The following is a 26,531-nucleotide window of genomic DNA, read 5'->3' as shown; positions in this document are numbered from 1 at the left end:
CCCACGCGTCACCACACGGACACTAGACGAACACCCGCACGCCGACGACCCCATAACGGCGGCCCCGTCGACCCCGCCACCCCCACCGGTTCGCAAACTTCTTGATCACCGAGACGAGGGGCGGGGGTTGAAGAGGTCGGTGCTGAGGAGGTGTTCGCGGTGGTCCTGTGTCTCGGGGCGTAGTCGGCCGCCACGGGTGAGCATCACCATGCCGTGCAGCAGGCTCCAGCCCAGCTCGGCGAGGATGTCGGCGTCCCGGCCGGCGGCCAACGGCGTGAGCGCGGTGCGCAGCTCACCGAAGGTGGCCGCGACCGTCTCGGGGACCTGCTCGGCGCCGAGGGTCAGCTCCGGCGTGTGGGCGAACATCGCGTCGTAGACCTCGGGATTGGCGTACGCGAAGTCCAGGTAGGCCGCCATCACCGCCGGCCAGACCCCCGCCGGGCGATCGACAGACATGCGTGCCCCGGTCAGTGCGGCGGCCAGGTCGGCGAAGCCCCGCACCGCTACGGCCGCGACCACCGCGTCCCGGTCGGCGAAGCGCTGGTAGAGGGCACCGAGGTCGACGTCGGCGCGTTCGGCGAGCCGGCGGGTGGTCACCGCGGCCAGGCCCTCGGCCTCGGCCAGCTGCCAGGCGGTGGTGACGATGGCGTCGCCGTCCCGCCCGGTGCCTGGTTCGTCTGCTCCGGACACGCCGCCGATGCTAGCCCGCGTAACGCAGAGTCACCCGGTCACGACGGATTGGCGACTGTAGGCGTCGGCCCGGTCAGCGGCGCAGGGTGAGGATGAGGTCGGCGACCAGAGCGGTCCAGCCCGTCTGGTGCCAGGCACCCAGGCCGGCGCCGTTGTCGCCGTGGAAGTACTCCGGGAACGCGATGAGGTCACGCCAGTCCGGGTGGGTCTGGAACAACTGCGCCGCGCCGTAGATCGGCCGACGGCCCCAGCCGTCGCGGGTGAACAGTGCGATCAGCCGGGCCGACAGATCGTCGGCGATCTCGTCGAGGGTCTTCTTCACCCCGGAACGGGTCGGATACTCCACCTGAAGATCGTCGCCGAAGAACGCAGCGTAGTCCCGCAACGCGCTGATCAACAGGAAGTTGGTCGGCATCCAGATCGGGCCGCGCCAGTTGGAGTTGCCACCGAACAGGCCGCTCGTCGACTCCGCCGGCTCGTAGCCGACGCAGAACTCCTGCCCGCCCAGGGTCACCGCGAACGGCTTGTCCAGGTGGGCGCGGGACAACGTCCGCAGCCCGTACTCGGAGAGGAACTCGTCGGTGTCCACCATCCGGGCGAGCAGCCGCACCACCTGCTCCGGGCCGCACATGGACAGCAACCGTTGCTGCCGCCCGTCCGGGCCGAGCCGTCGCGCGCCGACCACCGCGGCGTACTCGGGCCGGTTGGTGAGGAACCAGCGCAGGCGGGCACCCAGTTCGGGCAGCCGGTGCAGGGTCCGCGCGGTCAGTCGGGTCACCGCGGCCAGCGGCAGCAGGCCCACCACCGAGCGCACCTTCAACGGCACCTTCGTGCCGTCGGCCAACCGCAGCACGTCGTAGAAGAACGCGTCCTCGTCGTCCCACAGCCCCTGGTCGTAGGCGGCAGCCGCGATGTAGGCGAAATGTTCGAAGAACTTCGTCGCGGTGTCCACCCAGGTGCGGTCGTGCTCGGCCAGCACGATGGCGATGTCCAGCAGGTTGAGCGCGTACATCGCCATCCAGCCGGTGCCGTCGGACTGCTCCAGCACGCCGGCCACCGGCAGCGCCGCCGAACGGTCGAACGGTCCCACGTTGTCCAGCCCGAGGAAGCCTCCCTCGAAGACGTTGTTGCCGCCGGTGTCCTTGCGGTTGACCCACCAGGTGAAGTTCATCATCAGCTTGTGCATCATCCGGGCCAGGAAGTCGTGGTCCCGGCTGCCGTCGATCTCGAAGACCTTCAACGCCGCCCAGGCGTGCACCGGCGGATTGACGTCACCGAACGCCCACTCGTACGCCGGGATCTGCCCGTTGGGGTGCAGGTACCACTCGCGCAGCAGGAGCAGCAGTTGCTCCTTGGCGAAACCGGGATCGACCCGGGCGATACTCACACAGTGGAAGGCCAGGTCCCAGGCGGCGTACCACGGGTACTCCCACGGATCCGGCATGGAGATCACGTCGAAGCTGGTCATGTGCCACCAGTGGCTGTTGCGCCCGTACCGGCGACCCGCCGGCGGCGTCGAGCCGGGATCACCCTCCAGCCACCGTTTGACGTCGAAGTGGTAGAACTGCTTACCCCACATCAGCCCGGCGATGGCCTGCCGGGCGATCAGCGCCTCGTCGGCGCTGGCCTCGGCAGGGATGACCGTGTCGAAGAACCGGTTCGCCTCGGCACGACGGGCCCACACCACCGCGTCGAAGCCGTCACCCAGGTCGGCCGGTGGCGGGGCGCCGCCGCCCGGCGGCGGGGCGGTACGGGTCAGCCGCAGTCGGATCCGCCGTTGCTCACCGGCCGGCACGTCCAGCACGTAGTGCAGCGCGCCCTTGGTGCCCTCCAGGTCCGGGTTGACCGTCTCCGCACCGTCGACGACATGGTCGTTGATGCCGTCCTTCGGGTACGCAGTCCGGTTCGGCAGCCCCCACAGACGCTCGCCGTTGCTGTCGTTGTCGCACAGCAACGGCGTCGGGTCACCGTCACCCTCGAGCAGGATCTGCCCGAGCACCCAGTGTTCGCCGACCAGCCGCCGTCCGGAGCCGACGATCCGGGGCACCCGGTCCCCACCTGACAGTCCCCACGCCCAGGTGTTGCGGAACCACAGGTGTGGCAGCACGTGCAGCCGGTCGGCTTCCGCGCCCCGGTTGGCCACGGTCACCGTGACACACATGTCGGTCGGGCCGGCCTTGGCGTAGTCGACACTCACCGCCCAGTACCGGTCGTCGTCGAAGATGCCGGTGTCGACCAGCTCGTACTCGGTGTCGTCGCGGCCCCGCAGGCCGTTGACCGCCACCAGTTCGTCGTACGGGAAGGCGGCCTGCGGATAGTGGTAACGCCAGCGCATCCACGAGTGGGTGGGGGTGGAATCCTCGTACCACCAGTAGTCTTTTGCGTCCTCGCCGTGGTTGCCCCCGTCGCCGCCGAGGCCGAACATCCGCTCCTTGATGATCGGGTCGCGTCCGTTCCACAGCGCGAGGGCGAAACAAAACGTCTGGCGGTCGTCGCACACGCCCGCCATGCCGTCCTCGGACCACCGGTAGGCTCGGGACCGCGCGTGGTCGTGGGGAAAGTAGTCCCAGGCCGTGCCGTGCTCGCTGTAGTCCTCCCGTACCGTCCCCCACGCCCGCTCGGACAGATAGGGACCCCATGCGCGCCAGTCCTGCTCCCCCGCGTCGGCCTGGGCGAGCCGGATCCGCTCGACGTCGGGAGCCGGGACAGGGGGCGAACCGTCAGTGATCATCTGAACATCTTCAACGCCGCCGGGGTACTTCACCACAGCGGCCATTGTCGTCGTGTCGTGTTACGCCTCGCTGCGGTGGAGGAAAGTTGATCGAGATTCGCTACGGTTCGCAGGTCTGCGGCGAGCTGACCAGCGCCGTCAGCCGCGAGTGGCTGGTCCCCGACGGCCTGGGGGGTTACGCCATGGGCACTGTCGGCGGGCTGCGCACCCGCCGATACCACGGACTGCTGGTGGTGCCGGGAGAAACTCCGGCCTCCCGAAACGTGGGACTGGTGAGCCTCGATCCGGCGGTGCTGCTGCCCGCAGGCACCCGGGTGCGCCTCGGTGCGCACGAATGGGCCTCCGGTGACGTGGATCCGCGCGGCTTCGAACTGCTGGAGCGCTTCGATCTGGCCGACGGGCTACCGCGCTGGCGGTGGCGGGTCGGCGACACCGTGATCGAGCGGGAGCTGGCCATGCTGCCGGGCCGTTCCTGCGTGGCGGTGGTGCACCGGTTGGTCAACGGCGGCCCCGTCGAGTTGGAACTGGCCGCCGCCTGCACCTGGCGGGACGCGCACGGTGAGCGGCGCGGCGACGGGCCGCCGCTGCGGATGGACCCGGTCGACGGTGGTGCGGTCGTCGAGGGCGCGTACCGGCTGTCCGGGCCCGGTTGGTCGCCGCAGGGCCACTGGTGGCGGGGCGTGTACCACCGCGAGGAGGCGGCGCGGGGCCTGCACCCGCAGGAGGACCTGTGGTACGCGGGCCAGTTCCGCGACACCCTGCACCGTCCCGGGGACACGCTCTCGGTGCTGGCCTGGGCCACGGACCTGGAGCAGGAGCCGCCGCCGGGGCCTCAGGTGGTGGCAGCGGCACGGCAACGCAACCGGCAGGTGGTCGCGGCGGCGAGGCCGGCCGACGCGGTCGGCGCGACCCTGGCACTGGCCGCTGACGCGTTCGTGGTGCGGACAACCACCGGGCCGGACGTGGTGGCCGGCTACCCGTGGTTCGGCGCCTGGTCCCGGGACACGATGATCTCCTACGAGGGGCTGTTCCTGCGCACCGGCCGCGCCGGCACGGGCCGTGAGCTGCTGCGCTCGTACGCGGCGACGCTGTCGGAGGGGATGCTCGCCAACACCGCCGACACCGGGCGGGTCGAGTACAACACCGTCGACGGGACGCTGTGGTTCCTGCACGCGGTCAGCCGACATGTCACCGTCACCGGTGACACCGACCTCGGCGATGAGCTGTTGCCGGCGTTGCGTGCGGTGATCGACGCCCACGTGGCCGGCACCCGGTACGGCATCGCCGTCGACCCGGCCGACGGGCTGCTCACCCAGGGTGTCCCGGGGGCCGGACTGACCTGGATGGACGCCCGGGTCTACGGGGTGCCGGTCACCCCACGGCACGGCAAGCCGGTTGAGGTCAACGCCCTGTGGGTCAACGGGGTGGCCGGGGTCGCCGAGCTGACCGAACTCGCCGGGCAGGACGCGGACGGGTTGCACCGGCTGCACGACCGGGCGGCGAAGACGTTCCGGGACCGGTTCCCCAGCCCGGCCGGTTGGCTGCACGACGTGGTCGACGCTCCCGCGCCGGCGTACCCGCTCGGTGGTGCGGCCGTCCACGACGACGACCTGCTTCGCCCCAACCAGTTGCTGGCCTGGTCGTTGCCGTTCGCGCCGATGGAGCCGGATGTCCGGGCGCTGAGGCACCTCGGTGCCGGGCTGCTCACTCCGCTCGGCCCGCGCAGCCTGTCCACCGACTGTCCCGACTTCCTGGGCCGGCACCGGGGCGGGCCCGCCGAGCGGGACACCGCGTACCACCAGGGCACGGTCTGGCCGTGGCTGATCGGCCCGTACACCGACACGGTCCGGCGGGCCGGTCTGCCGGTCGACGACCTGTTCACCGGCTTGGAGGCGCACCTGGGCGAGTACGGCCTCGGGTCGGTGAGCGAAACCGCCGATGGCGTGGCCCCGCACACCGCCACCGGTTGTCCCTTCCAGGCCTGGTCGGTCGCGGAGTTGCTGCGCGTCCGCCGGTAGCGCTTTACACCGCCGCAACGGTTATGTCTCCGCTGGTTATCCAGCCGCGAGCAGGATTGGCCCCGATCCGGCCGCTGTCCGTACGCCACCTGTCCAGGGGGCTTCCGACGGGTGCGCGGAGACAACTCGAAGGGGGCGCGCATGTCACCGAACGCCGACGTGATCGACATCAACCCCGCCCGCTCCCAGCGGGTGCTGATGCTGTCGTGGGAGTACCCGCCGGTGCTCGTGGGCGGCCTCGGCCGACACGTACACGCCCTCTCGGTCGCCCTGGCCACCGCCGGTCACCACGTCACCGTCGTCACCCGCCACACCGACGGCGCACCCCACGAGGAATACCTCGACGGCGTCCGCATCCTCCGCGCCCCCGAAGACCCCGTCACCTTCCCCCTCACCACCACCTCACTGCTGGCCTGGACCATGGCCTTCAACCACACCCTCACCCGCACCGCCCTACGCGCCACCACCACCGACACCTACGACGTCATCCACGCCCACGACTGGCTCGTCGCCCACACCGCCCTCACGCTCCGCGACCACCTCGACATCCCCCTCGTCACCACCATCCACGCCACCGAAGCCGGCCGACACCAAGGCTGGCTCCCCGACGACATGAACCGCACCATCCACGGCGTCGAACACTGGCTCAGCAACGAATCCACCCGCGCCATCGTCTGCTCCGGCTACATGCGCGATCAGGTCTGCACGCTCTTCGGCACCCCCGGGCACCTGGTGGACGTGATCCCCAACGGTGTCGACGACCGCGCCTGGCGGGCCCGACCCCGTGCGGTCGCCTCAGCCCGCGCCCGCTTCGCCGGGGACGGGCCGCTGGTCGGGTACGCCGGCCGGCTCGTCTACGAGAAGGGCGTGCAGCATCTGGTGGACGCGGTGCCGAAACTGCGCGCACGGCACCCAGGGCTGCGGGTGTTGATCGCCGGGGACGGCCCCTACCGGGGCGAATTGGAGGACCGGAGTCGTCAGCTCGGGCTGTCCGACACGGTGCGATTCGCTGGCTTCCTGGACAACACGCAGCTACCGGCGGTGCTCGGTGCCACCGACGCGACGGTCGTGCCCAGCCTCTACGAGCCCTTCGGCATGGTGGCGTTGGAGGCTGCGGCGGCCGGTGCGCCACTGGCCGTGGCCCGCACCGGCGGGCTCGCCGAGATCGTCGAGCCAGGCGTCACCGGCGTGACCTTCCCACACAGCGACCCGTCTGCGTTGGCCGGTGCCGTGGGGCAGCTCCTCGGCGACGAGGTTTTCGCGCGCCGGGTCGCCCGGCAGGCCCGCAGCATGGTCGGGCGCCGGTACGGCTGGGCGACCATCGCCGCCCGCACCGCCGAGACGTACAGCGCTGCCCACCACGCACACTGCGCGCCACGCGCCCGGCGCGCCGCCGCCGAGCCGCCGCCGAGCCGACAGGCGATAGCCATTCCGGACGGCAACCTCCTCACGGTGGGCGCAGCGTCCTGAGTGGATTCGACGGATGGGTGGTCCCCGGGCGCTGCCATACTCCCTGGTGACTGATCCAACCCAGCGACCGACTTCGATCGTAATCCTGAGTGGACTCGTCGGGTGGTCCCCCTGCGGTGTCATTGCGAACTACAGTGGCGTAGTTTTGGGCGCTCAAGATCCCTGGGGAGGGCGAGCCGAGATGATGGGACCGTCGCACGCGCTGTCCGGCGCGGCGGTATGGCTGAGTGGGTCCTGGGCGCTACAGCAGTTCTACGGCTACGAACAGTCGCCGTTGGCGCTGGCCGTCGGCACGGCCGTCTGCGCCGGTGGGGCGTTGCTGCCCGACCTCGACCTGTCCGGCAAGGTCACCCGTAACCAGGGTGGCGCGACGGTCGCCCGCACCTTCGGCGTCTTCTCGCTGTTCGTCGCCGAGGTGGTGGAGAAGGTCTCGCTCGGCGTTTACTACGCCACGAAACTCAGCCGCGATCCCAAGCGCAGCAACGGTCACCGTACGCTGACCCACACCATCCCGTTCACCGTGCTCGTGGGTTGGGGCACCACCACACTGTGCGCGCGGTACGGCAAGTGGGCGGTCATCGGCATCTTGTTCTTCATGATCGGCCTTGCTTTGCGCGGCCTGTTCGACGAGTGGGCCGAGCGCGCCGGCTGGGTCATCGTCACCCTGGTCTCGGCGGGTGCGGCCTTCTTCACCGCCGCCAACCTTCCGGGTGACCGGGGGTATCCGATGATCGGGCTGGCCGTCGGAGTGGGCAGCTTCGTACACATTCTCGGCGACATGATCACCAGGGCCGGCGTGCCGATACTCTGGCCGATTCCGATCAAACGCCGGATGTGGACGCCGATCAGTCTCCCCGACAGGATCGCGTTGCGGGCCGGCGGCAGGACCGAGATCGTCGTGGTCCGTACCGCGCTGACGATCGTGTCGGTGCTGGCGGCGACAGGACTGGCCGCGCCCTCGGTACTGGACCGATTCGACCTCGATATCTGACTTCGGGCGCCGGGCCGCCGCGATGGTCGGTTCCTCGCCGCCGTGGCCGCCTGGCTACCACCTGGTCGCCCGCGGCCATGACATCGAGCCGGCCGGTCGGACCGAGCTGCTGCTACGCCTGCACCGCGACTACCCCACCCTGCCGCTGACGATCAATCAGGGGCGCCGCCGTCCTGGCCGACAGGTAGCAACTGGGGTGGGATCAGACTCCGACGCGTTGTTCGGGGACGGTGAGGCCGTAGAGGGCCATCAGCTCGGGGGTGTCTACCCGGCTGCCGTCGGCCACCGCGTCGCAGGCGATGTCGACAATCTGGTCTTTGTGCGCCAACAGGTATGGGCGGGCACCGACGTCGGCACTGGCCAAAGTGGCGATGCCCGGCCAGTGCCGACGTCCGAACAGCATCGGGTAGCCGCGCAGCCCGTTGTAGGTGGCGCAGACCAGTACGTCGGGGAAGGGCAGTGCCGTCACCCGGCTTACCGCGGCGGCGGTGAGCCCGGGCATGTCCACCGGCACCACCACCGCAGCCTCGACCCGGTCGTCATCGATCCCGGCGAGCCCGGCCCGGATGGACGAGCCGACGCCGGTGCCCCAGGCCCGGTTCACCACCACCGTGGCTCGCCCGAGGTCGGCGGTTTCGCGGACCTGGTCGGCCGCCGCGCCCAGGACGACCACGATCTGCCCGCAGCCTGCCTCCGTCAGCGTGTCGATCATCTGGTCGACCAGGGGTTTGCCGTCCTGGTGCAGCAGGGCCTCCGGCCCGCCGATGCGGCGGCCACCCCCCGCAGCGATGATCATTCCTGCGATCCGGTTCAGAGCTGCGCTCCCTCCAGCATGGGAGCAGTCGGGGCCGCGTGGCCCCGACCGGTCCCGTCCTACGCACACCGTTTGCAACGACGGTGACCGAAGGAGAGTGGCGGGACATTTGGCCTAGATTGCGTATCTATTCGAGCGGTACGGACATTTCATCCCACGCCGGTCGGCTCCTGTCGCCGCCCGCCGGTAGGAACACCAGCATTCCCGCCGCCACCAGCAGATAGGCGTTACCACCGAGGAATCCGTGCGGCCCGTCCGACCCGTTGGCGAAAATCCACACCACCCCGCTACACAGCACCGCGTACGCGACGACAGCGGCTCGCAGCCGCCGCCGCGCACGGCGATCCGGTGGCCACGGCAGCGTCGCGCCGACGAGGACGACCAACCCGGGCACCAGCCACACGAGATGGTGCGCCCAGCTCACCGGGCTGACCAGCACACCGAGGATCCCGGTGAGGGCGAACCCGACGCGCTCGTCAGCCGTGGCCCGCCGCACCCGCACCCACCACACGATCAGCGCCGCAGTCACCAGGCAGAGCCACAGCAGCCGGTCGGGGTGCGTCGGGTCGAGCCGGGCGACCAGACCCAGCAGCGACTGGTTCGACACGTAATCCAGCTTGCCGACCCGACCGGTGTCCCACAGCGCCTCGGTGAAGAAGGTACGGGTAGCGTTCGGCGCCACCGCCGCCGCCAGCAGGGTCGCGATCGCCGTGGTCGCCGAGGCCGTCGCGGCGGCCCGCCACCTGCGGGTCGCCAGCAGGTACACGACGAAGACCGCCGGCGTCAGTTTGATCGCGGCGGCCAGTCCGATACCGACACCAGCCAGCTGATGCCGACGTTCCAACAACCACAGGTCGGCATAGACCAGGGCCATCAAAAGCACGTTCACCTGTCCGAAACTGACCGTGTCTCGGACCGGATTCAGGGCGGCGAACAGGCAGCCCGCCAACGCGAAGGTGTACCACTTCGGCCAACCGGCACGCCGCGTCACAGGACCGACCAGCAGATGCAGCAGGAAACCGGCCGCCACGACGGTGCACGCCAGGTTCGCCGCGACCGCCGGATGCCAGGGCAGAGCAGCCACCGGCAGCATGACCAGCGCGGCGAATGGTGGATACGTGAAGCCGTACTGGTTCCAGGTCACCCACTCGTAGAGCTGCCCGCCGCCCGCCCAGTGGCGGACCGCGCCGTGGTAGACACCGATGTCGAACCAGCCCCGATGCCCGGGCAGCACGGCGATCGCCACCCCGATGGTGGTGGCCAGCGCGACGACCAGCATGAACCGCCGCCACCCCGTCGGGGCTGGCCCGTTGGCCGTGGGACGTCCACTCGCGGCGGCGGTCCCGACCCTAGACCGACCGGCGGTGGTGGTCATCGGCGCCCCACCAGGGCCAGTGCAACGGGACGGGTGAGAAGTCCCACCACAGCGGCGGCGGCCAGCCCGGTGAACACCCCGACCGCTGCGAGCACCACCTGAACGAAGTCCGGACCGAAACCGCTGGGCAGGACCGCGAACGCCAGCACCGTCACCGCGAACGACGCCGCCTGCCGCAACCGCCCGTCCGGTGCCGCCGCGGCAAGCAGCACCAGCCCCCACAGCACGTACCAGGGCCGGGTGGCCGGGCCGAGCAGCGCCACGGCCAGTAGGACCAGGCCGACGGCGTACGACGGACCCATCCGGTGTCGCTGGTACCAGGCGATCACCGCGACGGCGAACAGACCCAGCAGACCCACCAGAACCCCGGCGCGCATCGGCGCGTCGCCCAGCTCCAGGTCGAGCGAATCCGCGAGCCGCTGAGCGCACCGGCCGAGGGCGGTCGAGATGGACCAGCTGTGCCGGTACACCGGTGTGGCGAGGGCGCCGACCCAGCCGTAGCCGATTCCGCTCGCCCAGGTCACCGCCACACCGCTGGCCACCGAGAGGCCGACGACCCGCAGCGCCGCCGGACGGGTACCGAGACGCCGGGTGGCGAGCGCGCCCACCACCAGCAGACCCAGCAGCGCCGGCACCTTGACCAGCCCGGCGAGCGTGACCAGTACGGTCGCCACGGCGAACCGGTCGGAAAGTGCCAGCCGGAGGCCGAACACGAGCAGTCCCAGCATCACCGCCTCGTTGTGGGCACCCGCGACCAGATGCAGCGGCACGAGCGGGTTGAGCACCCCCAGCCAGAGCGCGCCAGCGGGGTCGACGCCGCAGTGCTGCGCCACGCTCGGCAGGTTGACGACGATCAGTGCCACGCCGACCAGTGCAACGAGCCTCAAGGTGAACACACCGAGCGTGAGGTGCCCGCCGGTGAGCCAGGAAACTCCGGCGGCGAGGGACAGGAAGACCGGCCCGTACGGCGCTGGCGTCTGCTGCCACATCTGCGGCACCTCGACGGCGAGGGGTCCACCGAGATGCGCCACCCCGACCCGGTAGACGTCCAGGTCGGCCAGGACCATCGCACCCTGGGCCAGGTAGCTGTAGACGTCACGGGAGAACATGGGCGGCGCCAGCAACAACGGTGCGGCCCACCAGGCCAGCGTGAGGGCCGCACCGCGCACGGAGGCGGGGCTGTCCGTTGTGCGGCCGGGACGACACAGGTCACGGCCGGCCCACCACCAGGCCAGCGCGAGCAGGGTCAGGCCGGCGTAGCCGGCAGCCAGCGTGGGCCGGTCGGCGTGGCGGAGGGCCGTCCACCAGAGGACGTCCCGCACCGGCAGGGCACCGGCACCGCAACCGGCGACCGCCAGCAGGGCGGTTCCCGCCCCGCCCAGAAGCCGGTACGCGGAGACGCTCCTCGGTGTCAGCACCGGGGCATGGTGGCAGTACGAGCTGACCGTGAGACGGCTACCGTTCGGTCAACAGGGAACTCGCGGGTGTCCGCTCAGCGGGTACCGGCCGACGGGTCACCGCGCCCGGTCCCTCGCCGGTTCGGACATGCCGGCGTCGTTCCCGGCTACGATTCGCGACGGGTGACCCGGCGCAGCCGACGTCTGACGCCACCAGCGCGAGTTCGGAGCCGGCTGAGAACGTTGACGTCGTCGTGTTCGGCCTCTGGCCGCTGGCTGAGGGCATCGGTGTGTGCCAGCATGCCGACGATCGTCTCGATGGCGACCTGGAGCAGCTGGTGGTCGTCCAGTTCGTCGGGGCTGATGCTCTGCCGCATCGCAGTCGGCCGCAGCTCGTCGAGGTCGCCGACGACCTGGCACGGGTAGTCCTGTAGTTCCCTGATCTGCTGCTCCGCCTTTTCCCGCACCCAGTCCGCCCGGTCCAGACCGACGCCGAAGCTCACCCCCTCGCGCTTCTTGAGCACGGCGTCGACCAGGTGCCGGTGGACCACCTTCTGGTACGGCGTACGCAGCGGATAGTTGTCGCCCAACGCCAGGTTGACCCGGCGAAGGAGTTCGATCTCGGCCGCGCCGAGCGACGGGTTGGAGGTGGGTTCCGCCAGCTCACACAGCCCGTCCGGAATCTGGAGGATCCCGGCGAACCGACGCCACAGCAGATCCCGCGGCGCGCCGGACGGCGGTACCGTCACCAGATAGCGGTGTGTCGCAGGGACCAGGTCGCCCCAACGGCGCAGCATGCTCGGCGCGGTGTGGCTGTTCCAGAAGGCTTCGGCACCGCCCTGCTCGACGGCGCGCATGAAGGCGCCGAACCGCCAGCCGGCACGAGCCCGGATGCTCTGCTGCCAGAAGGACGGGAAGGTACGCCACAGGTCACGACCGGCCGCGATGACGTGGACCTCGGCGGCCTCCAGGCTCTCCACCGCCCGGGCGGCCTGCGCCTCCGTGGCCGCGCCCAGCCCCTCGTTGCTGATGATCACGTCGCCGCGCCAGTCCCGTACCTGCTCGGCGAGCCGGTCCCACGTCCAGTAGGCGTCGCTGTCCCGCCAGGGCGCCGCGCGCAGATCGGCCATCGCTTGGTCGTGCGCCGCCACGCTGCCCGGCAGCAGGATTCCCGCCTCCTGCAGGGCGGCACGATTCTTCCAGAGCACATTCTGTACGTAGGTGCTTCCCGTCTTTGGCGCACCGATGTGCAGAAAGACGCGTCTGGCCATGCCGCCTCCCGGACAACGACGTCATGTCGAGCTCAATGGTCACGTTCGCGGAGCCAGGGTGGCACACCGCAAGGTACGCCGGAACAGCGGGAGACACCTTCCGCCGTGGACGAACTCCCCATGTCTGAAACATGTACAGACCACGGCATTCGGGTGAACAGTTGCCTGCCGGTGCATCCGACGCCCACGTTCGTCGACGCTGCTCACGTCGCGTCGGCGTAACACTCCACGACGGACAGATCAAGCGGAAAGCGGACCGGAGTGTCACCGAACAGCAGCGCGGTGGCCCGTCGACCGGCCCACTCGACGGCCTCGGCGACCTGCCCGGCCTGCGCCGCGGGGCAGTGCACGATCACCTCGTCGTGTTGGAAGAAGACCAGCTCTGCCCGGGTACCGGCCAACTCACCGCGAAGCACCGCAAGCAGGGTGGACGCCCACTCGGCCGCGCTCGCCTGGACGACGAAGTTGCGAGTGAACCGGCCCCGTGAACGGATCGCCCGCGCCCGGGACGGCTGGACCTCACCGGGCTCGTCCGGGTCCACCTGGCCGTCGTCACCGAGTCCCGCCGTGCCGGGCGGGCAGGTCCGCCCCAACCAGGACCGCACCAACCCACCCGTCTCGCCGGTCCGCGCCGCCGCCTCGACGTAGCCGAACGCAGTCGGGTAGCTGCGTCGCAGCACCGCCAGGGCCGGCACCGCAGCACCGCCGGTCTGCCCGTACATCGCGCCGAGAAGGGCGAGCTTGGCACGGGCCCGATCACCGCCGAACGCGTCGCGGGCCAGCGCGGCGTAGAGGTCACCTGTCGCCCCGGCGGCGGCGAAGCGAACGTCACCGGAAACGGCGGCCAGCACCCGTGGCTCCAACTGCCCGGCGTCGGCCACCACGAACCGCCACCCCGGGTCGGCCACCACCGCCCGCCGGATCACCTTCGGGATCTGCAACGCTCCACCACCCCGGGTGGCCCACCGCCCCGACACCACCGCGCCGGGAACGTACTCCGGCCGGAACCGGCCGTCGCGCACCCAGGCTTCCCGCCACGCCCGGCCGTGCGCCGTCCAGATCCGGTACAGCTCCTTGTACTCCAGCACCAGCGGCACCGCCGGATGATCGACCGCGCGCAGCACCCAGGCCCGGGTGTTCGGCAGCTCCACCCCGACCCGGGCGAACGCCTTCAGCAGTTCGGCCGGGCTGTCCGCGTGGACCTGCCGGACCCCGAACGCGGCGGCGATCAGCCCGGCCAGCTCCACCAGCCGGCGCGGCGGCCCACCCACCGGCGAGGGCTCACCCAGCAGATCGGCGAGCACCGCGTCGTGCACGTCGGCCCGCCAGGGCAGCCCGGCCGCCCCCATCTCGGCCGCCACCAACGCACCAGCCGACTCGGCCGCCACCAGCAGCCGAAACCGCCCCGGGTCACCGGTGATCGCAACCCGGCAGAGCTGGTCGGCGTACACGCGGGTCAGCGCGGTAATGCCGGGACCCGGCGGCCCCGGCACGGCGTCGAAGAGCGCGGTCTGACCGGCGCCGGGCGGAGTGGCGACGCGCGGCGGCGGATCGGCTGGCACCGGCGCCCCGGTCAACCGCGCCCAAGCCGCCGCCAAGGCGCGGGGCTCGCCCCACCGGCCCGCGTAGCCGAGCAGCAGTGCCTCGGTCAACTCCACGTCGTGGCACCGCTGCACCACGACCCCGGCACGTAACAGGGTCGGATAGAGCGCTGCCCCGGACGCCCACACCCAGCGGGGCTTGTCGGTGCGTTCCCGGGCGGCCACCACAGCGGGAAGATTGACGACCGGTTCGGCTCTACCCAGCGGCGCACCGGCCGGGTCGAGGGGTTGCAGCACTCCCCCGCCCCGCTCGTCAGACAGCACCGCCACCAGCACGAACATGATTCTGCCCGGCCCCTGCGACAGACCGGGACCCTTCGGGTAGCGAATGGGCGTCGAGCGGGGTCTGGTACGTCCTGCCGACCTCCTCGTTCTCCGTGCACGTCAGTGAACACCACCGAACCACCTGGCCAGCGCCACCTCAAGGCTCTGCTGGTCCTCGCCGACCCACACGACGTGCCCGTCGGGCCGCAGCAGGAGCGCGGGCACGTCCAGTTCCTCGCTGGTGTCGACCACGTGATCCACCCGGTCGCGCCGGCCGTCCACCGAGAGCTGCCCGGTCTGGTCCAGCAGCAGCCCAGCGCCACCGCGCATCAGCTCGAACAGCCGCCCGCGCGTGACCCGGACGTTGCGCAGCCGCCGCCCGAGCAGGGCGGGTCCCTCCCCGACGTCGTACCGGACGCTGATCGCCGTGATCTTCTCGATCAGGTACCGGTTGACGTCGTCAAAGTCCATCAGTCGCGTCAGCAACCGTCGGACGGCCTGCGGACCGGGCGCAGTTGTGGTCAGCTCCATCTGGGCGCGCGTGTTGTCGAGCACGTCCGCCGCCACCGGATGCCGCTCGGACTCGTAGGTGTCCAGCAGGTCGTCCGGCGCCCAGCCGTCGATCGCCGCCGCCAACTTCCAACCCAGGTTGAATGCGTCCTGGAGACCGAGGTTGAGCCCCTGCCCACCCAACGGCGGGTGGACGTGCGCGGCGTCCCCGGCCAGGAAGACCCGTCCGATCCGGTAGCGTTCGGCCTGGCGGGTCGCGTCGCCGAAGCGCGACAGCCAGCGGGGCGAATGCACACCGAAGTCCGTACCCGCGTACGCCCGCAACTGTTGCTTGAACTCGGCAAGCGTCGGCGGCGTCGACCGGTCCTCGGCCACGCCCTGCGCCGGCACGACCGCCCGGAACACCCCCGGCGTGCCCGACGGCCCGATGCCGAACCGCTTCTCGGTCCTACGCACCTCGGTCACCACCTCGGTGATCTCCTCCGCAGACGCCATGACCGCCATCTCGCCCAGCAGCGTGTCCACCCGCGACGGTTCGCCGGGAAAACTGACCCCGAGCAGTTTGCGAACCGTGCTGCGCCCGCCGTCACAGCCGACCACGAACCGCGCACGCACCGGCGACGCGGTGCCGTCGCCTAGCTGGACGGTCACCCCGTCGTCGTCCTGCTCCAACCCGACCGCCGCACAGCCGCGTCGGATCTCGGCTCCGGCGTCGGCCGCGTGCTCGGCGAGCAGCCGGTCGGTCAGCGGCTGCGGAATACCGAGCACGTATCCGTGTGCGGTGTCCAGTCCGGCGGGAGCGGGCTTGTCGATTCCGGCGAAGAATCCCCGAATCGGGAACTGTTTACCGTTGTCCAGGAACCGCTCCAGCAACCCCCGCTGGTCCATCACCTCGATGCTGCGCACGTGCAGCCCGAGCGACCGCACGAACGGCGCCGGCTCGGGATCCTTCTCCAGCACGAGCACGCTGGCGTGCCGCAGACACAATTCGCTCGCCAGCATCATGCCGGTCGGCCCGCCGCCGACGATGATCGCATCAAACATGAATCCCCCCGGGTGTGCCAGTTCTTCCACTCGGTCGACGATTGTGCGCCACGACCTGGGTCTTGCCGCAATACCCGGGGTGCGGTATATGTTTACAGTGGCAAGGAATTCAGCTGCCTGCCACCGTGGTCCGGAGTTGCTTTCGGAGCAGCAGTGCTGTCGTAGGCCTGCGCATGAGCGGTAAGCATCACGAGATCCATCTCAGCGACGCCGCCCTGCCCACGTCGACGAAACCAGGATGACCACGACAGCGGCGGCGCGTAGGGTCCGGCCATGCCTCGCACCGAGCTACGGCCGTTCACGGCCGCCGACCTGGCTGCCTGCGCCACGTTGCTGGCCGAGCGGCACCGCCGGCACCGTACCGCCCAGCCGCTGCTGTCCGCCCGATTCGAGGGCACCGCTGCGGCGCGGGCCGAGCTGACCGCCGCGTACGAGTCGGAAGGCACGTCGGGGGCGGTTGCCTGTCGCGCCGGCGTCCCGGTGGGTTTCGTCCTCGGTGCCCCGAAACCGGCATCGCTGTGGGGGCCGAACATCTGGGTGGAGGCTGCCGGGCTGGCGGCCACCGACCCCGAGGTGATGCGCGACCTGTACGCGCTCGCCGCCGCCCGCTGGGTCGACGAGGGCCGCACCGCGCACTACGTCGTCGTTCCGGCACATGACGCGGAGCTGGTGCGGGCCTGGTTCCGGCTGGGCTTCGGCCAGCAGCACGCACACGCCATCCGACCCGCCGTCCGGCCGCAAGCCGGCACACCGGACGGGCTGTCGGTGCGTCGGGCTACCCGGGCGGATATTCCGACGCTCGCCCGACTTGACCTCGAGCTGCCGCTGCACCAGGGACAGGCCCCGACGTTCTCAGCCGGCCCGGTGGGCACGCTTGAGGAGGCCACCGCCGAATGGACGGTCGACATCGACAACCCCGAGTACGCCACCTTCGTGGCCGAAGCGGACGGCCAGGTCATCGGATCCGCCATCGGCTGCGCCCTGGAGAAGTCAAGCTCGCATCTGAGCCTGGCCCGCCCAGAGAACGCCGGGTTCCTCGGGTTCGCGGCGGTCCTGCCGCACGCCCGCGGCGTCGGCGCCGGACAGGCCCTCGCCACCACCGTCATCGACTGGGCGGCCTCGACCGGTTACGACAGCGTGGTCACCGACTGGCGGGTCACCAACCTGCTCTCCTCCCGCGCCTGGCCGAAGCTGGGGTTCACCGAGACGTTCCTCCGGCTGCACCGGCTGATCGGCCACTGACCACCAACCCCACCGCCCGGCGTCACGCCGGGGCTACTTCCCGACGCCGGCGGTGAGACCGGACTGCACCTGACGCTGGAAGACGAGGTAGACGACCAGCACCGGCAGCATCGCCATGGTGACCCCGGCGAACAGGCCCGACCAGTCGAAGCGGTAGCCCTGGTTGACCGACAGCTCGATCAGGCCCTGCGAGATGACCTGATTCTTCGGTTCGCCGGCCACCGACTGCATGAGCAGGGTCGGCAGGTACCACTGGTTCCACTGACCGAGGACGTTGAAGATGCCGATGCTGATCAGTCCGGGCTTCGCCATCGGGAGCATCACGCTGAAGAACAGCCGGCTGTGCGATGCGCCGTCGACCATGCCGGCCTCGGCGATCGCGTTGGGCAGGGTACGGAAGAACGAGTGCATGAAGAAAACGGTGAACGCCAGTGACCAGGCCACGTAGACCAGGATCAGCATGAGGTGACTGTTCGGGCCGAGGAAGGGAAGTGTCACGCCCAGGTTGTAGACGCCCTTGAACAGCGGTACCGCGGCCAGGTAGATCGGCAGGGTCAGCCCGGACAGGAACATGTAGTAGATCAGCCGGTTGCCGGGAAAGTCGTACCGGGCCAGTACGTAGGCGGCCATCGAGCCGAGCAGCATGGTGAGGAAGATGCTGCCGGTCAGCACAAGGACGGTGTTGACGAAGAACGACCCGATGTTTCCCTCGGTCCAGACGCGGGCGAAGTTGTCCCACTGCAACCGCTTCGGAAGCAGTGAAAGCGGCTCGCGGATCACCTCGGAGTCGGTCTTGAGCGCCGACATCACCACCCACACCAGTGGGTAGATCACCATGACCGCCCAGACGGCGAGGAACAGGTGCGAGAAGCCGTTGAAGAACCTCGCGCCGGCCCGGCTGCCCCCGATGGTGGCGCTTCCGCCCCGCGTACGGTCCGGTGGCGGAGCCTGGCCGGGCCCGGCCGAACCGCCCGGGGTCTGGGTCAGCGTACTCATCGTCCCGCCCTCCTCAGTACTCGATGCGCTCACGACGGGTGATCCTCAGCTGGAACGCTGCCAGCAGGATCGTGAAGATCGCCAACGCCACCGCGATCGCGCAGGCGTAGCCGAACTGACCCTTCTGGAACGCGTTGAAATGGATCACCGAGGCGAAGATCTCACTGGCGTGGTTCGGGCCGCCCTGGCTCGGCGTCATGATGTAGACGAGCGCGAACATGTCCAGCGCGATGAAGCCGAGGTAGACCCAGGCCACCGAGACGGTGTCCCGCAACAGTGGCAGCGTGATCCGGAAGAAGGTGTGCAAGCGCCCGGCCCCGTCCAGGATGGCTGCCTCGTAGATGTCCTTCGGGATCGACTGCATCGCCGCCGAGAAGAGCACCATGTAGAAGCCGGCGCCGCTCCAGACCGCGATCAGAAGCAGCCACCAGAGCACCGCCGGGACGCCGAGGAACGGTTCCGGGTCGTACATGAAGGTGATCGGGTCGTCTTCGTCGACCAGCCCGATCCCCATCAGTACGCCATTGATCAGCCCTTGCCCGTCGGCGCGGTAGATCTGCTGCCACATCACGGCGATGACGACCAGGGACAGCACCTGCGGGAAGAAGAAGATCACTTTGTAGAGGCCGGAGCCGAACACGCCCCGGATGCCGGCCTTGTCCTCGCGTCCGCCCACGTTGAGCAGGAACGCGAGGAACAAGGCCAGCGCGATGGTGAACAGCGGCACGGTGATCAGGAAGAAGACGTTGTGCCAGAACGCCTTCCTGATCAGCTCGTCGGTGAACAGCCGGAGGTAGTTGTCCAGGCCGACGAACTGCTGCCGGTCGGAATAGCCACCCCAGTCGGTGAGCGAATAGCCGGCAGCCTGAAGGAAGGGCCACACCACGTAGAAGAGGTACAGCCCGACCGGCAGGGCCAGGAAGCCCGTGACGAAACGTGCAACACCGTGCCGCATGGGACTCACTCTTTCCGTTCGGATCAGGCGTCGCGGGTCTGCTTGGTGATCGACGAGTCGTTCGCGACCTTGTCGGCGGCGGCCTGCATCTTGTCGACGAACTGCGCGGCGGTCAGCCGGCCGGCCATCAACTCGGCGGAGAGGTTCTGGCTTTCCTTGTCCAGGTCGGCGTAGAAGTTCCAGAGCTTGATCGAGATCAGGTCCGAACTGGCGTTCTTCATCAGCTCGTTGGCGCTGGCGAGGGCGGCGTCCTGCACGTTGTCACCGGAGCCCTTGGTCGACGCGAGGGACTTGGTCAGCTCGGCGAACTTCGTCGAGCCGGCCTTGGAGAGCACCGCGCGCAGGAACTCCTTGGCGGCGGCCTTGTTCGGCGCCTTGGCTGGGACGACGATGCCCTCGCCGGCACCGGCGTAGACGTCGTCGGGAGCCTTGTCGGTGGCGCCCAGACCCCAGTAGTCGGAGATCTTCATCTCGAAGCCCGGCGGGATGGTCGCCGCCATCTCGTTCTTCAGCCAGGTGCCGACTTGGATGAAGGCGGCCTTGCCGTCGAGCCAGGCCTGCTGCGACTGGGTGTGGTCGAGCTTGCCGGGCAGCAGCAGCTTGTCCTTGACCAGCTTCTCCCACGCCTCCAGCGCCGGTAGGACGCCCTCGGCACGCCAGGCGTTCTCCTCGAGGTTGTCGATGTCGACGACGGCCTGCTTGCCGGCGGACTTCCAGACCGTCGCCATCAGCGCCCAGCGCGGGTAGTAGCCGTGCACGGCGTCGTACACGTACGGGGCCATGCCCTTGGCCTTGATCTTCGGGGCGAGGGCGAAGAAGTCGTCGAAGGTTTTCGGCGGCGTCCAGCTCTCCTTGTCGAACAGCACCGAGTTGTACCAGTTGCCCCAGACCGTGTATGCCACGTTCACCACGAAGAACTTGCCCTGGTAGGTACCGTCACCGACGGTGCCCGGCAGCAGCGTGTCGGCCACGGTGCCCTCGCTGTCCCAGGCGGGCGCGGCGAGCAGGTCGTCCAGCGGCTCGATGGCGCCCTCGTTGACCAGGGTGCTGATGTCCATCATGTCGGCGCCGGCGTTCATCACGACGTCGCTGGGCGTCGTCGCCATCTTGGGCTGCTCTTCGGTCTTGATTTTCTGGGTGGAGCTCATGTTGACGGTGACGTCCGGGTACTTGGCGCTGAAGATCGCCTGGTCCTCCTTGGCCCAGGCGTCACCCAAGCCGCCGTTGAAGACGACCACCTTCAGGGCGCTGCCGTCCTGCACACCGAAGGGGTTGTCGTCGCTCTTCTCTCCGGCGCTCTCGTCGTTCTGGCTCGGCGTGCTTCCAGCGCAGGCACTGAGCAGGCCGACGGCCGGGGTCACCAGGAGACCTGCGGCCGCCGCGCGGCGCAGCAGGGTCCGGCGGTCGAGATCGGGGGTAACGGACATCGTGTGACTCTCCTTGTGATGTCGGGCCAGGAGGTGCGCCGGAATCGCCCGGCACACCGCGACTCGCGGGCGAGGTGATGCTCGTCCCCACCGGGGACGTTGGCGGAGAGATAGACGGGGGGTACCTCTCCGGTCTGGTGGAACGGCCGGACGACCTCAGCGGTCAGCGGTGGCGGCGACACGATCGAGGAGACCGCACGGACCGCACCGCCGACCTCAGGCGGCAGCGGTGCGGCGCCGTGCGGCGCGCCGTCGTCCAGCACGCTGTCGGCGAAGTCGACGAACCGCTGCCTGCAGGGGCGGCACGGAGCCGCCCGCCTGCGGCCCTGGGCGCTGGTCATGCGTCGCTCTCCCGCGCGGCCTTGTGTCCGTCGACGGCCTGGGCGGTACGCCGGAACGCCGCATGGGCCCGATCGTGGGTGCGCTGGGCGACGGCGATGTAGAGCAGGTCGAGCACAACCAGCTGCGGGTGCCGGGCGGACAGGGCGTCCGGCCGGAACGTGGTGGCCTGGCTGGCGGTGAGCAGCACGATGTCGGCCAGTTCGGCCAACGGCGACCGGCGGAATCCGGTCAACGCGACGGTGGTGGCACCCCGGCTGCCGCCCTCGGCGAGCATCTCGATGGCCTCCCGGGTCTGGCCGCTGTGCGAGATGCCGAGCGCGACGTCATCGGGGCGCAGCAATGCGGCGGCGGCCAGCCCGGAGTGCACGTCGTTCCAGGCCCACGCGGCGACCCCGATGCGGTGCAGGCTGAACTGCATCTCCTCGCCGACGAGGGCGCTGCCGCTGGCACCGAAGATGCTCACCCGTTCGGCTCCGGCGATGGCCACCGCCGCCCGCTCCACCTCGGCGAGGTCGAGTAACGCGGCCGTGTCGTGCATGGCCCGGGTGTCAGCGGCCATGATCTGCTCCAACACCCGTTCCAGCGGGTCGCTGGGTTGGATTTCCCGTCCGATGTCGACGGCCCACCCGGCCGAGCGGGCCCGGCCGGTCTCGGCGGCGATGCCCAGACGCAGGTCGGCGTAGCCGTCGAAGCCCATCGCCCGGCAGAACCGGGTGACCGTGGCCGGTGAGGTGCCGCTGCGTTCGGCGAGTTCGACGATCGTCGCCCGGACCGCCGCCTGCGGGTCGCTGAGCACGTGGTCGGCGACCCGGCGCAGCGCGCCGGTCAGTTCCGTGGCACCGGTGCGGACCCGGGCCAGCGTCCCGCCGGAGGCGACGATGGCAACCCGCCTGCCGGTCCCGTCGGGGGCGCTACGCCGGTCGATCCCGTCGGCCTGCGCCACCGCGGTACCCGCGGAGGTGTCCGACTCATGATCGACCATGGGACGCCTTTCGGAAAAGACTGTTAACTGTTAGTGGTAAAAGTTCTTACTAAAAGCCCCCTTGTGTCAAGACCATGGGTGAAGTTTTCAAACCGTTACCTGGGGCGAAGCCCGACGACAGGCCCCATCAATCACTTTGACCAGCACGAATGCCAGCGGCGCCGGCCGAGTGGAAGTGGACAGTCCGTCGACACCACCGGGGTCGATACCGCCCCGCTGATCCGCCCGACCCGCGCCGGTACTGGCCCTACGCTCGGGTCATGCGCCACCTGGCCCGCCTCGCCGCCCGTACGCCACCGGACCGGGAGCGCTACCTCGACCTGCTCCGGGCGTTGGCCATCGTCCTGGTGGTCCTCGGGCACTGGACGATAGCGGTGGTCGAGTACGACGAGACTGGCCGACCCGACGGGCACTCGGCGCTGCCCGACCTGCCCTGGGCGCACCCGCTGACCTGGGCGGTCCAGGTCATGCCGCTGTTCTTCCTGGTCGGCGGCTACGCCAACGCCGCCTCACTGGCCGCGCACCGGAGCCGTGGCGGCGACACGGTCGGTTGGCTGCTCGGCCGCAGCGCACGCCTGCTGCGCCCGACCAGCGCCCTGGTGCTGGTGCTCGCCGGCGGCGCGTTGGTGGCCCGGCTCGGTGGCGCCCAGCCGGACGAAGTCCGCCCGGTCGTCTGGTTCGCCACCATTCCCCTGTGGTTTCTCGCCGCCTACCTGGCCGTGGTGCCGCTGACCCCCGTCATGTACGCGCTGCACCGTCGCCTCGGGCTGTTGGTGCCACCTGCCCTGGCGCTGCTCGTCGCCGCCAGTGACCTGGGTCGCGCCATCGGACCGGCCAAACTGGCCCTGCCCGGTCATCTCCTGGGTTGGCTGGCCGTCCACCAGCTCGGTTTCGCCTGGTACGACGCCCGGCGGGGACACTGCCGCCGGGCCGGGCTACGCAGCCGGTGCCTGCCGATGTCCCGCCGGTCCGCGATCGCCCTGCTCCTCGGTGGTCTCGCCGTGGCGGCCCTGCTCACCGGTCCCGGCCCCTACCCGATCAGCATGATCAATCTTCCCGGGCAGCGCCTGGCCAACGCCGCCCCACCCACCGTGGCGCTGCTCGCGGTCGCCACCGCCCAGCTCGGGCTGATCCTCCTGCTGCGGGAGCGGGCGGAACGGTGGCTGCACCACGACCGCCCGTGGCAGGCGGTGATCGCCGTCAACTCGGTCGTACTCACGGTCTTTCTGTGGCACCTGAGCGCGGCCGTACTGCTGGTCGGCGCGCTACACGGGCTCGGCCTGCTCCCCACCCCCGTGGCCGGTACGGCAACCTGGCTGGCCTGGCGCCTGCCGTGGGTACTGATGCTCACGGTGGTGCTCGCCGTGCTGGTCGCCGTCTTCGGTCCGATCGAGGCGTCCACCGGTCACCCTCGACACCTGAGGGCGCCGGTCAGGTGGGCGGGTGCCCGCGCGACACTCGCCGTCGCCGCCTTCGCCGCCGTCGTGTACGCGCTGGCCGCCAACGGTGCGGCGGCCAAGACCGCGCCGGAGCCGCTCGGATGGCCGGTGGTCGCGTTGCTGGCCTACCTGGCCGGCGCAGGCACGTTGCGCCTGCTCAGGTCTGGGTGGGGAAGCCGAGGTTGACCCCACCGTGGCGGGGGTCCAGCCACCGGCTCGTCACCACCTTGCCCCGGGTGAAGAAGGCGACGCCGTCGGCGCCGTGGGCGTGCAGGTCACCGAAGAGCGACGACTTCCAACCGCCGAACGAGTAGTACGCCATCGGTACCGGGATCGGCACGTTGACGCCCACCATACCGACCTCCACCTCGTGCTGGTAGCGGCGGGCGGCACCACCGTCGTTGGTGAAGATCGCCGTACCGTTGCCGTACGGGTTGGCGTTGACCAGCGCCACCGCCGCGTCGTACGAATCGACCCGCAGCACCGACAGGACCGGCCCGAATATCTCGTCGGTGTAGATCGACATCTGCGGGGTGACCCGGTCGAAGAGGGTCGGCCCGAGCCAGAAGCCGCTCGGGTCACCGTCGACTGTCACGTCCCGCCCGTCCACCACCGGCACCGCCCCGGCGGCCACGCCCGCCTCGACGTAGGCGTGCACGCGCGCCGCGTGCGCGGCCGTGACCAAGGGCCCCATGTCACAGCCACGCCGCCCGTCCCCGGTGCGCAGCGCCGCCATGCGACTCGCGATCCGCGCCACCAGGTCGTCGGCGACCGGCTCCACGGCGACCAGCGCCGAGATCGCCATGCACCGCTCCCCCGCCGAGCCGAACCCGGCATTGACCGCCGCGTCGGCGGCCAGGTCCAGATCGGCGTCGGGCAACACCACCATGTGGTTCTTCGCCCCACCGAGCGCCTGTACCCGTTTGCCCGCCGCCGTGCCCCGCTGGTACACGTGTCGGGCGACCGAGGTGGAACCCACGAAAGACACCGCCCGGACCGCCGGATGGTCCAGCAGCGCGTCGACCGCCTCGGCGTCACCGTTCACCACGTTGAACACCCCGTCCGGCAGGCCGGCCTCGACGAACAGTTCGGCCAGCAGCAGCGCCGCGCTCGGATCCTTCTCGCTCGGCTTGAGCACCACGGCGTTGCCGGCGGCCACCGCCACCGGTACGAACCACAGCGGCACCATCACCGGGAAGTTGAACGGGCTGATCACCGCCACCACCCCGAGGGGCTGCCGCAGGCTGTACGAGTCGACCTCGGTGGAGACGTTCTCGCTGAAACCGCCGCGCAGAGCCGAAGGAACGCCGCAGGCGTACTCGATGACCTCCAGGCCGCGCTGCACCTCCCCGGCGGCGTCCGCGAGAACCTTCCCGTGCTCAGCGGTGATCAGTTCGGCCAACTCGTCGCGGCGGGCGTTGACCAGTTCCCGGACGGCGAACAGCACCGCCGTCCGCTTCGCCAATGACGCGTCACGCCAGGTGCGGGCCGCACGCTCAGCCGACTGTACCGCCGCCGCGACGTCGTCCCCGCCCGCCAGCTCCACCTGGGCGGTACGCCTGCCGGTGGCCGGGTCGAAGACGTCGCCGTGCCGCGTCGAGGTGCCGCGGGAGCGCCTTCCGCCGACGAAGTGACCGATGACGTTCACGCGCTCGCCTCCCACACACCGCCACGGATCGCGTCGACCAGGATGGCCAGGCCCTCCCGGGCCTCCTCCTCGGTCAGGGTCAACGGCGGCCCCATCCGCACCACGTTGCCGTACAACCCGCCCTTGCCGGTCAGCAACCCACCCTCCCGGCACCTCTCGTGAACCCGGGAGGCCAGTGCCGCATCGGGTTCGCCGCTGCCCGGACGGACGAACTCGATGCCGAGCATCAGCCCCTTGCCGCGTACCTCGCCGACCCGGTCGAGGTCGGCGACTGCCGCGCGCAGGCCGTCGCCGAGGATCCGACCGACCCGTGCGGCGTTGGCCTGCAGGTCGTGCTCCAGCAGGTAATCCAGGACCGCATTGCCGGCGGCGGTGCAGAGCGGGTTGCCACCGAAGGTGGAGAAGCTGATGCCCTGCACCGACTCCAACACCTCCGCCCGGCCGACCACCCCGGCCAGCGAGAAGCCGTTGCCGACGCCCTTGGCGAAGGTGAGCAGGTCCGGGGTGACGCCGTGGGCCTGGTAACCCCAGAAGTGCTCACCGGTGCGCCCCCAGCCGGTCTGCACCTCGTCGGAGATCAATAGGATTCCGTGCTCGTCGAGCACCTTCTTCCACGCGGCGAACAGACCGTCGGGGCCGTGTACGAAACCACCGACGCCCTGGATCGGTTCGGCGATGAGGCAGGCCACGTCCCCGCTGGTCTGCGTGGCGAGCACCTCCTGCAGATCCTCCACCGCCGCGTCGATCCGATCCTCCTGTGGAATCCGGGCCAGCAGGCCACGCAGCCGTTCACCGGAGTGCAACCAGGCCACCTGGAGCGGGTTGATCGACGTCGCCGACCAGGTGCGGTTACCGGTCGCGCCCAACGTCGCGTACGTCCGGCCGTGGTAGCTGTTGCGGACCGCGAGGATCTGGTGCGAACGTCGGTGGTTCGTGGCGAACAGCAGAGCCGCCTCGTTGGCCTCGCTGCCGGAGGTGGTGAAGAAGACCCGGGCGTCGGGGATGCCGGACAGCCGCGCCACCTTCTCGGCCAGTTCGACCTGCTGACGGATCAGGTAGAGCGTCGAGGTGTGCACGATCCCGGTGGCGAGTTGCCGGTGCACCGCCTCGCGTACCTCGGCGATGTCGTAGCCGAGCGAGTTGGTCAGTACCCCACCGAAGAAGTCCAGGTAGGTGCGGCCCTGCGCGTCGGTGACCCGACGGCCTTCGCCACGGACGAGTTCGATCGGCTCGGCATAGTAGAGCGTCATCCAGGACGGAAGCACAGCCCGGTGCCGGGCCAGCAGGTCGTCGGCGGTCATCGTCGGCCCCTTCGGTCGCGTCC

The 26,531-nt window shown here is 70.1% G+C and carries 19 protein-coding genes; 5 read left to right on the top strand and 14 right to left on the bottom strand.

Annotated elements, in window-relative coordinates:
• Window positions 1-105: 105 nt before the first annotated feature.
• Window positions 106-690: a TetR/AcrR family transcriptional regulator gene (locus tag HCA58_RS23965; RefSeq protein WP_169596493.1), complete on the bottom strand. Its 585-nt coding sequence runs from the start codon at window positions 688-690 to the stop codon at window positions 106-108.
• Between the two features lie 73 nt (window positions 691-763).
• Window positions 764-3,421, bottom strand: a complete 2,658-nt coding sequence (locus HCA58_RS04655; protein ID WP_240955476.1) for a glucosidase — start codon at window positions 3,419-3,421, stop codon at window positions 764-766.
• 86 nt (window positions 3,422-3,507) lie between these two features.
• Between HCA58_RS04655 and HCA58_RS04650 the strand changes: the two genes are divergently transcribed.
• From HCA58_RS04650 to HCA58_RS04640, 3 genes are all read left to right on the top strand, one after another.
• The gene (locus tag HCA58_RS04650) at window positions 3,508-5,439 is read left to right on the top strand and encodes an amylo-alpha-1,6-glucosidase (protein WP_169596491.1); all 1,932 of its coding nucleotides are present in this window, start codon (window positions 3,508-3,510) and stop codon (window positions 5,437-5,439) included.
• Between the two features lie 141 nt (window positions 5,440-5,580).
• Entirely contained in the window at window positions 5,581-6,909 is a 1,329-nt protein-coding gene (locus HCA58_RS04645) for a glycosyltransferase family 4 protein (RefSeq protein ID WP_169596490.1), read from the top strand.
• A gap of 181 nt (window positions 6,910-7,090) precedes the next feature.
• The gene (locus HCA58_RS04640) at window positions 7,091-7,900 is read left to right on the top strand and encodes a metal-dependent hydrolase (protein WP_169596489.1); all 810 of its coding nucleotides are present in this window, start codon (window positions 7,091-7,093) and stop codon (window positions 7,898-7,900) included.
• A 202-nt stretch (window positions 7,901-8,102) separates the two neighbouring features.
• Here the strand turns inward: HCA58_RS04640 and HCA58_RS04635 are convergent, their stop codons facing one another.
• From HCA58_RS04635 to rox, 6 genes are all read right to left on the bottom strand, one after another.
• Window positions 8,103-8,696, bottom strand: coding sequence for an NTP transferase domain-containing protein (locus HCA58_RS04635; protein WP_169596488.1), 594 nt, complete (start codon window positions 8,694-8,696; stop codon window positions 8,103-8,105).
• A 145-nt stretch (window positions 8,697-8,841) separates the two neighbouring features.
• Complete coding sequence (locus HCA58_RS04630) at window positions 8,842-9,993, bottom strand: glycosyltransferase 87 family protein (protein ID WP_205807522.1); 1,152 nt, start codon at window positions 9,991-9,993, stop codon at window positions 8,842-8,844.
• Window positions 9,994-10,085: 92 nt separating this feature from the next.
• On the bottom strand, window positions 10,086-11,507 hold the full coding sequence (gene mptB, locus HCA58_RS04625) for a polyprenol phosphomannose-dependent alpha 1,6 mannosyltransferase MptB (protein WP_169596486.1): 1,422 nt from the start codon (window positions 11,505-11,507) through the stop codon (window positions 10,086-10,088).
• Window positions 11,508-11,653: 146 nt separating this feature from the next.
• On the bottom strand, window positions 11,654-12,757 hold the full coding sequence (locus HCA58_RS04620) for a hypothetical protein (RefSeq protein ID WP_169596485.1): 1,104 nt from the start codon (window positions 12,755-12,757) through the stop codon (window positions 11,654-11,656).
• A 203-nt stretch (window positions 12,758-12,960) separates the two neighbouring features.
• A complete protein-coding gene (locus HCA58_RS04615) occupies window positions 12,961-14,664 on the bottom strand; it encodes a bifunctional 3'-5' exonuclease/DNA polymerase (RefSeq protein WP_169596634.1) in 1,704 nt (567 codons plus the stop codon).
• A 78-nt stretch (window positions 14,665-14,742) separates the two neighbouring features.
• Window positions 14,743-16,176: a rifampin monooxygenase gene (gene rox / locus HCA58_RS04610; protein ID WP_169596484.1), complete on the bottom strand. Its 1,434-nt coding sequence runs from the start codon at window positions 16,174-16,176 to the stop codon at window positions 14,743-14,745.
• A 273-nt stretch (window positions 16,177-16,449) separates the two neighbouring features.
• Here rox and HCA58_RS04605 point away from each other — a divergent pair, with 273 nt between their 5' ends.
• Complete coding sequence (locus HCA58_RS04605; protein ID WP_169596483.1) at window positions 16,450-17,418, top strand: GNAT family N-acetyltransferase; 969 nt, start codon at window positions 16,450-16,452, stop codon at window positions 17,416-17,418.
• 33 nt (window positions 17,419-17,451) lie between these two features.
• Here the strand turns inward: HCA58_RS04605 and HCA58_RS04600 are convergent, their stop codons facing one another.
• The 4 genes from HCA58_RS04600 to HCA58_RS04580 form a co-directional block, all read right to left on the bottom strand.
• Window positions 17,452-18,255 carry a carbohydrate ABC transporter permease gene (locus HCA58_RS04600; RefSeq protein WP_240955522.1) on the bottom strand — a complete coding sequence of 268 codons (804 nt, stop codon included), beginning with the start codon at window positions 18,253-18,255 and terminating at the stop codon, window positions 17,452-17,454.
• 172 nt (window positions 18,256-18,427) lie between these two features.
• Window positions 18,428-19,369: a sugar ABC transporter permease gene (locus HCA58_RS04595; protein ID WP_169596481.1), complete on the bottom strand. Its 942-nt coding sequence runs from the start codon at window positions 19,367-19,369 to the stop codon at window positions 18,428-18,430.
• Window positions 19,370-19,392: 23 nt separating this feature from the next.
• A complete protein-coding gene (gene ngcE / locus HCA58_RS04590; protein WP_169596480.1) occupies window positions 19,393-20,796 on the bottom strand; it encodes an N-acetylglucosamine/diacetylchitobiose ABC transporter substrate-binding protein in 1,404 nt (467 codons plus the stop codon).
• A 337-nt stretch (window positions 20,797-21,133) separates the two neighbouring features.
• Window positions 21,134-22,120 (bottom strand): MurR/RpiR family transcriptional regulator, encoded by a 987-nt coding sequence (locus HCA58_RS04580; protein ID WP_169596479.1) that lies wholly within the window; start codon window positions 22,118-22,120, stop codon window positions 21,134-21,136.
• A 260-nt stretch (window positions 22,121-22,380) separates the two neighbouring features.
• On the opposite strand from HCA58_RS04580, the gene HCA58_RS04575 reads away from it, so the two are divergent.
• Window positions 22,381-23,745: an acyltransferase gene (locus tag HCA58_RS04575; RefSeq protein ID WP_169596478.1), complete on the top strand. Its 1,365-nt coding sequence runs from the start codon at window positions 22,381-22,383 to the stop codon at window positions 23,743-23,745.
• On the opposite strand, the gene HCA58_RS04570 is transcribed toward HCA58_RS04575, so the two are convergent.
• Together HCA58_RS04570 and HCA58_RS04565 are read right to left on the bottom strand one after the other, a co-directional pair.
• Window positions 23,717-25,207: a CoA-acylating methylmalonate-semialdehyde dehydrogenase gene (locus tag HCA58_RS04570; RefSeq protein WP_169596477.1), complete on the bottom strand. Its 1,491-nt coding sequence runs from the start codon at window positions 25,205-25,207 to the stop codon at window positions 23,717-23,719. The two genes, HCA58_RS04575 and HCA58_RS04570, sit on opposite strands and share 29 nt — an antisense overlap.
• Window positions 25,204-26,508 (bottom strand): aspartate aminotransferase family protein, encoded by a 1,305-nt coding sequence (locus tag HCA58_RS04565; RefSeq protein ID WP_169596476.1) that lies wholly within the window; start codon window positions 26,506-26,508, stop codon window positions 25,204-25,206. Before HCA58_RS04565 ends, HCA58_RS04570 begins: the two co-directional genes overlap by 4 nt.
• Window positions 26,509-26,531 lie beyond the last annotated feature (23 nt).

This window comes from Micromonospora sp. HNM0581 (assembly GCF_012726175.1).
Taxonomy (GTDB): domain Bacteria; phylum Actinomycetota; class Actinomycetes; order Mycobacteriales; family Micromonosporaceae; genus Micromonospora.
This window is presented reverse-complemented; position numbering and strand designations above follow the sequence as displayed.

Coding starts and splice junctions, on each gene's coding strand:
- HCA58_RS04605 (WP_169596483.1), top strand. CDS start 16,450: ATGCCTCGCACCGAGCTACGGCCGTTCACGGCCGCCGACCTGGCTGCC.
- HCA58_RS04635 (WP_169596488.1), bottom strand. CDS start 8,696: ATGATCATCGCTGCGGGGGGTGGCCGCCGCATCGGCGGGCCGGAGGCC.
- HCA58_RS04640 (WP_169596489.1), top strand. CDS start 7,091: ATGATGGGACCGTCGCACGCGCTGTCCGGCGCGGCGGTATGGCTGAGT.
- ngcE (WP_169596480.1), bottom strand. CDS start 20,796: ATGTCCGTTACCCCCGATCTCGACCGCCGGACCCTGCTGCGCCGCGCG.
- rox (WP_169596484.1), bottom strand. CDS start 16,176: ATGTTTGATGCGATCATCGTCGGCGGCGGGCCGACCGGCATGATGCTG.
- HCA58_RS04595 (WP_169596481.1), bottom strand. CDS start 19,369: ATGCGGCACGGTGTTGCACGTTTCGTCACGGGCTTCCTGGCCCTGCCG.
- HCA58_RS04565 (WP_169596476.1), bottom strand. CDS start 26,508: ATGACCGCCGACGACCTGCTGGCCCGGCACCGGGCTGTGCTTCCGTCC.
- HCA58_RS04630 (WP_205807522.1), bottom strand. CDS start 9,993: ATGCTGGTCGTCGCGCTGGCCACCACCATCGGGGTGGCGATCGCCGTG.
- HCA58_RS04620 (WP_169596485.1), bottom strand. CDS start 12,757: ATGGCCAGACGCGTCTTTCTGCACATCGGTGCGCCAAAGACGGGAAGC.
- HCA58_RS04575 (WP_169596478.1), top strand. CDS start 22,381: ATGCGCCACCTGGCCCGCCTCGCCGCCCGTACGCCACCGGACCGGGAG.
- HCA58_RS04645 (WP_169596490.1), top strand. CDS start 5,581: ATGTCACCGAACGCCGACGTGATCGACATCAACCCCGCCCGCTCCCAG.
- HCA58_RS04580 (WP_169596479.1), bottom strand. CDS start 22,120: ATGGTCGATCATGAGTCGGACACCTCCGCGGGTACCGCGGTGGCGCAG.
- HCA58_RS04655 (WP_240955476.1), bottom strand. CDS start 3,421: ATGATCACTGACGGTTCGCCCCCTGTCCCGGCTCCCGACGTCGAGCGG.
- HCA58_RS04600 (WP_240955522.1), bottom strand. CDS start 18,255: ATGGTGATCTACCCACTGGTGTGGGTGGTGATGTCGGCGCTCAAGACC.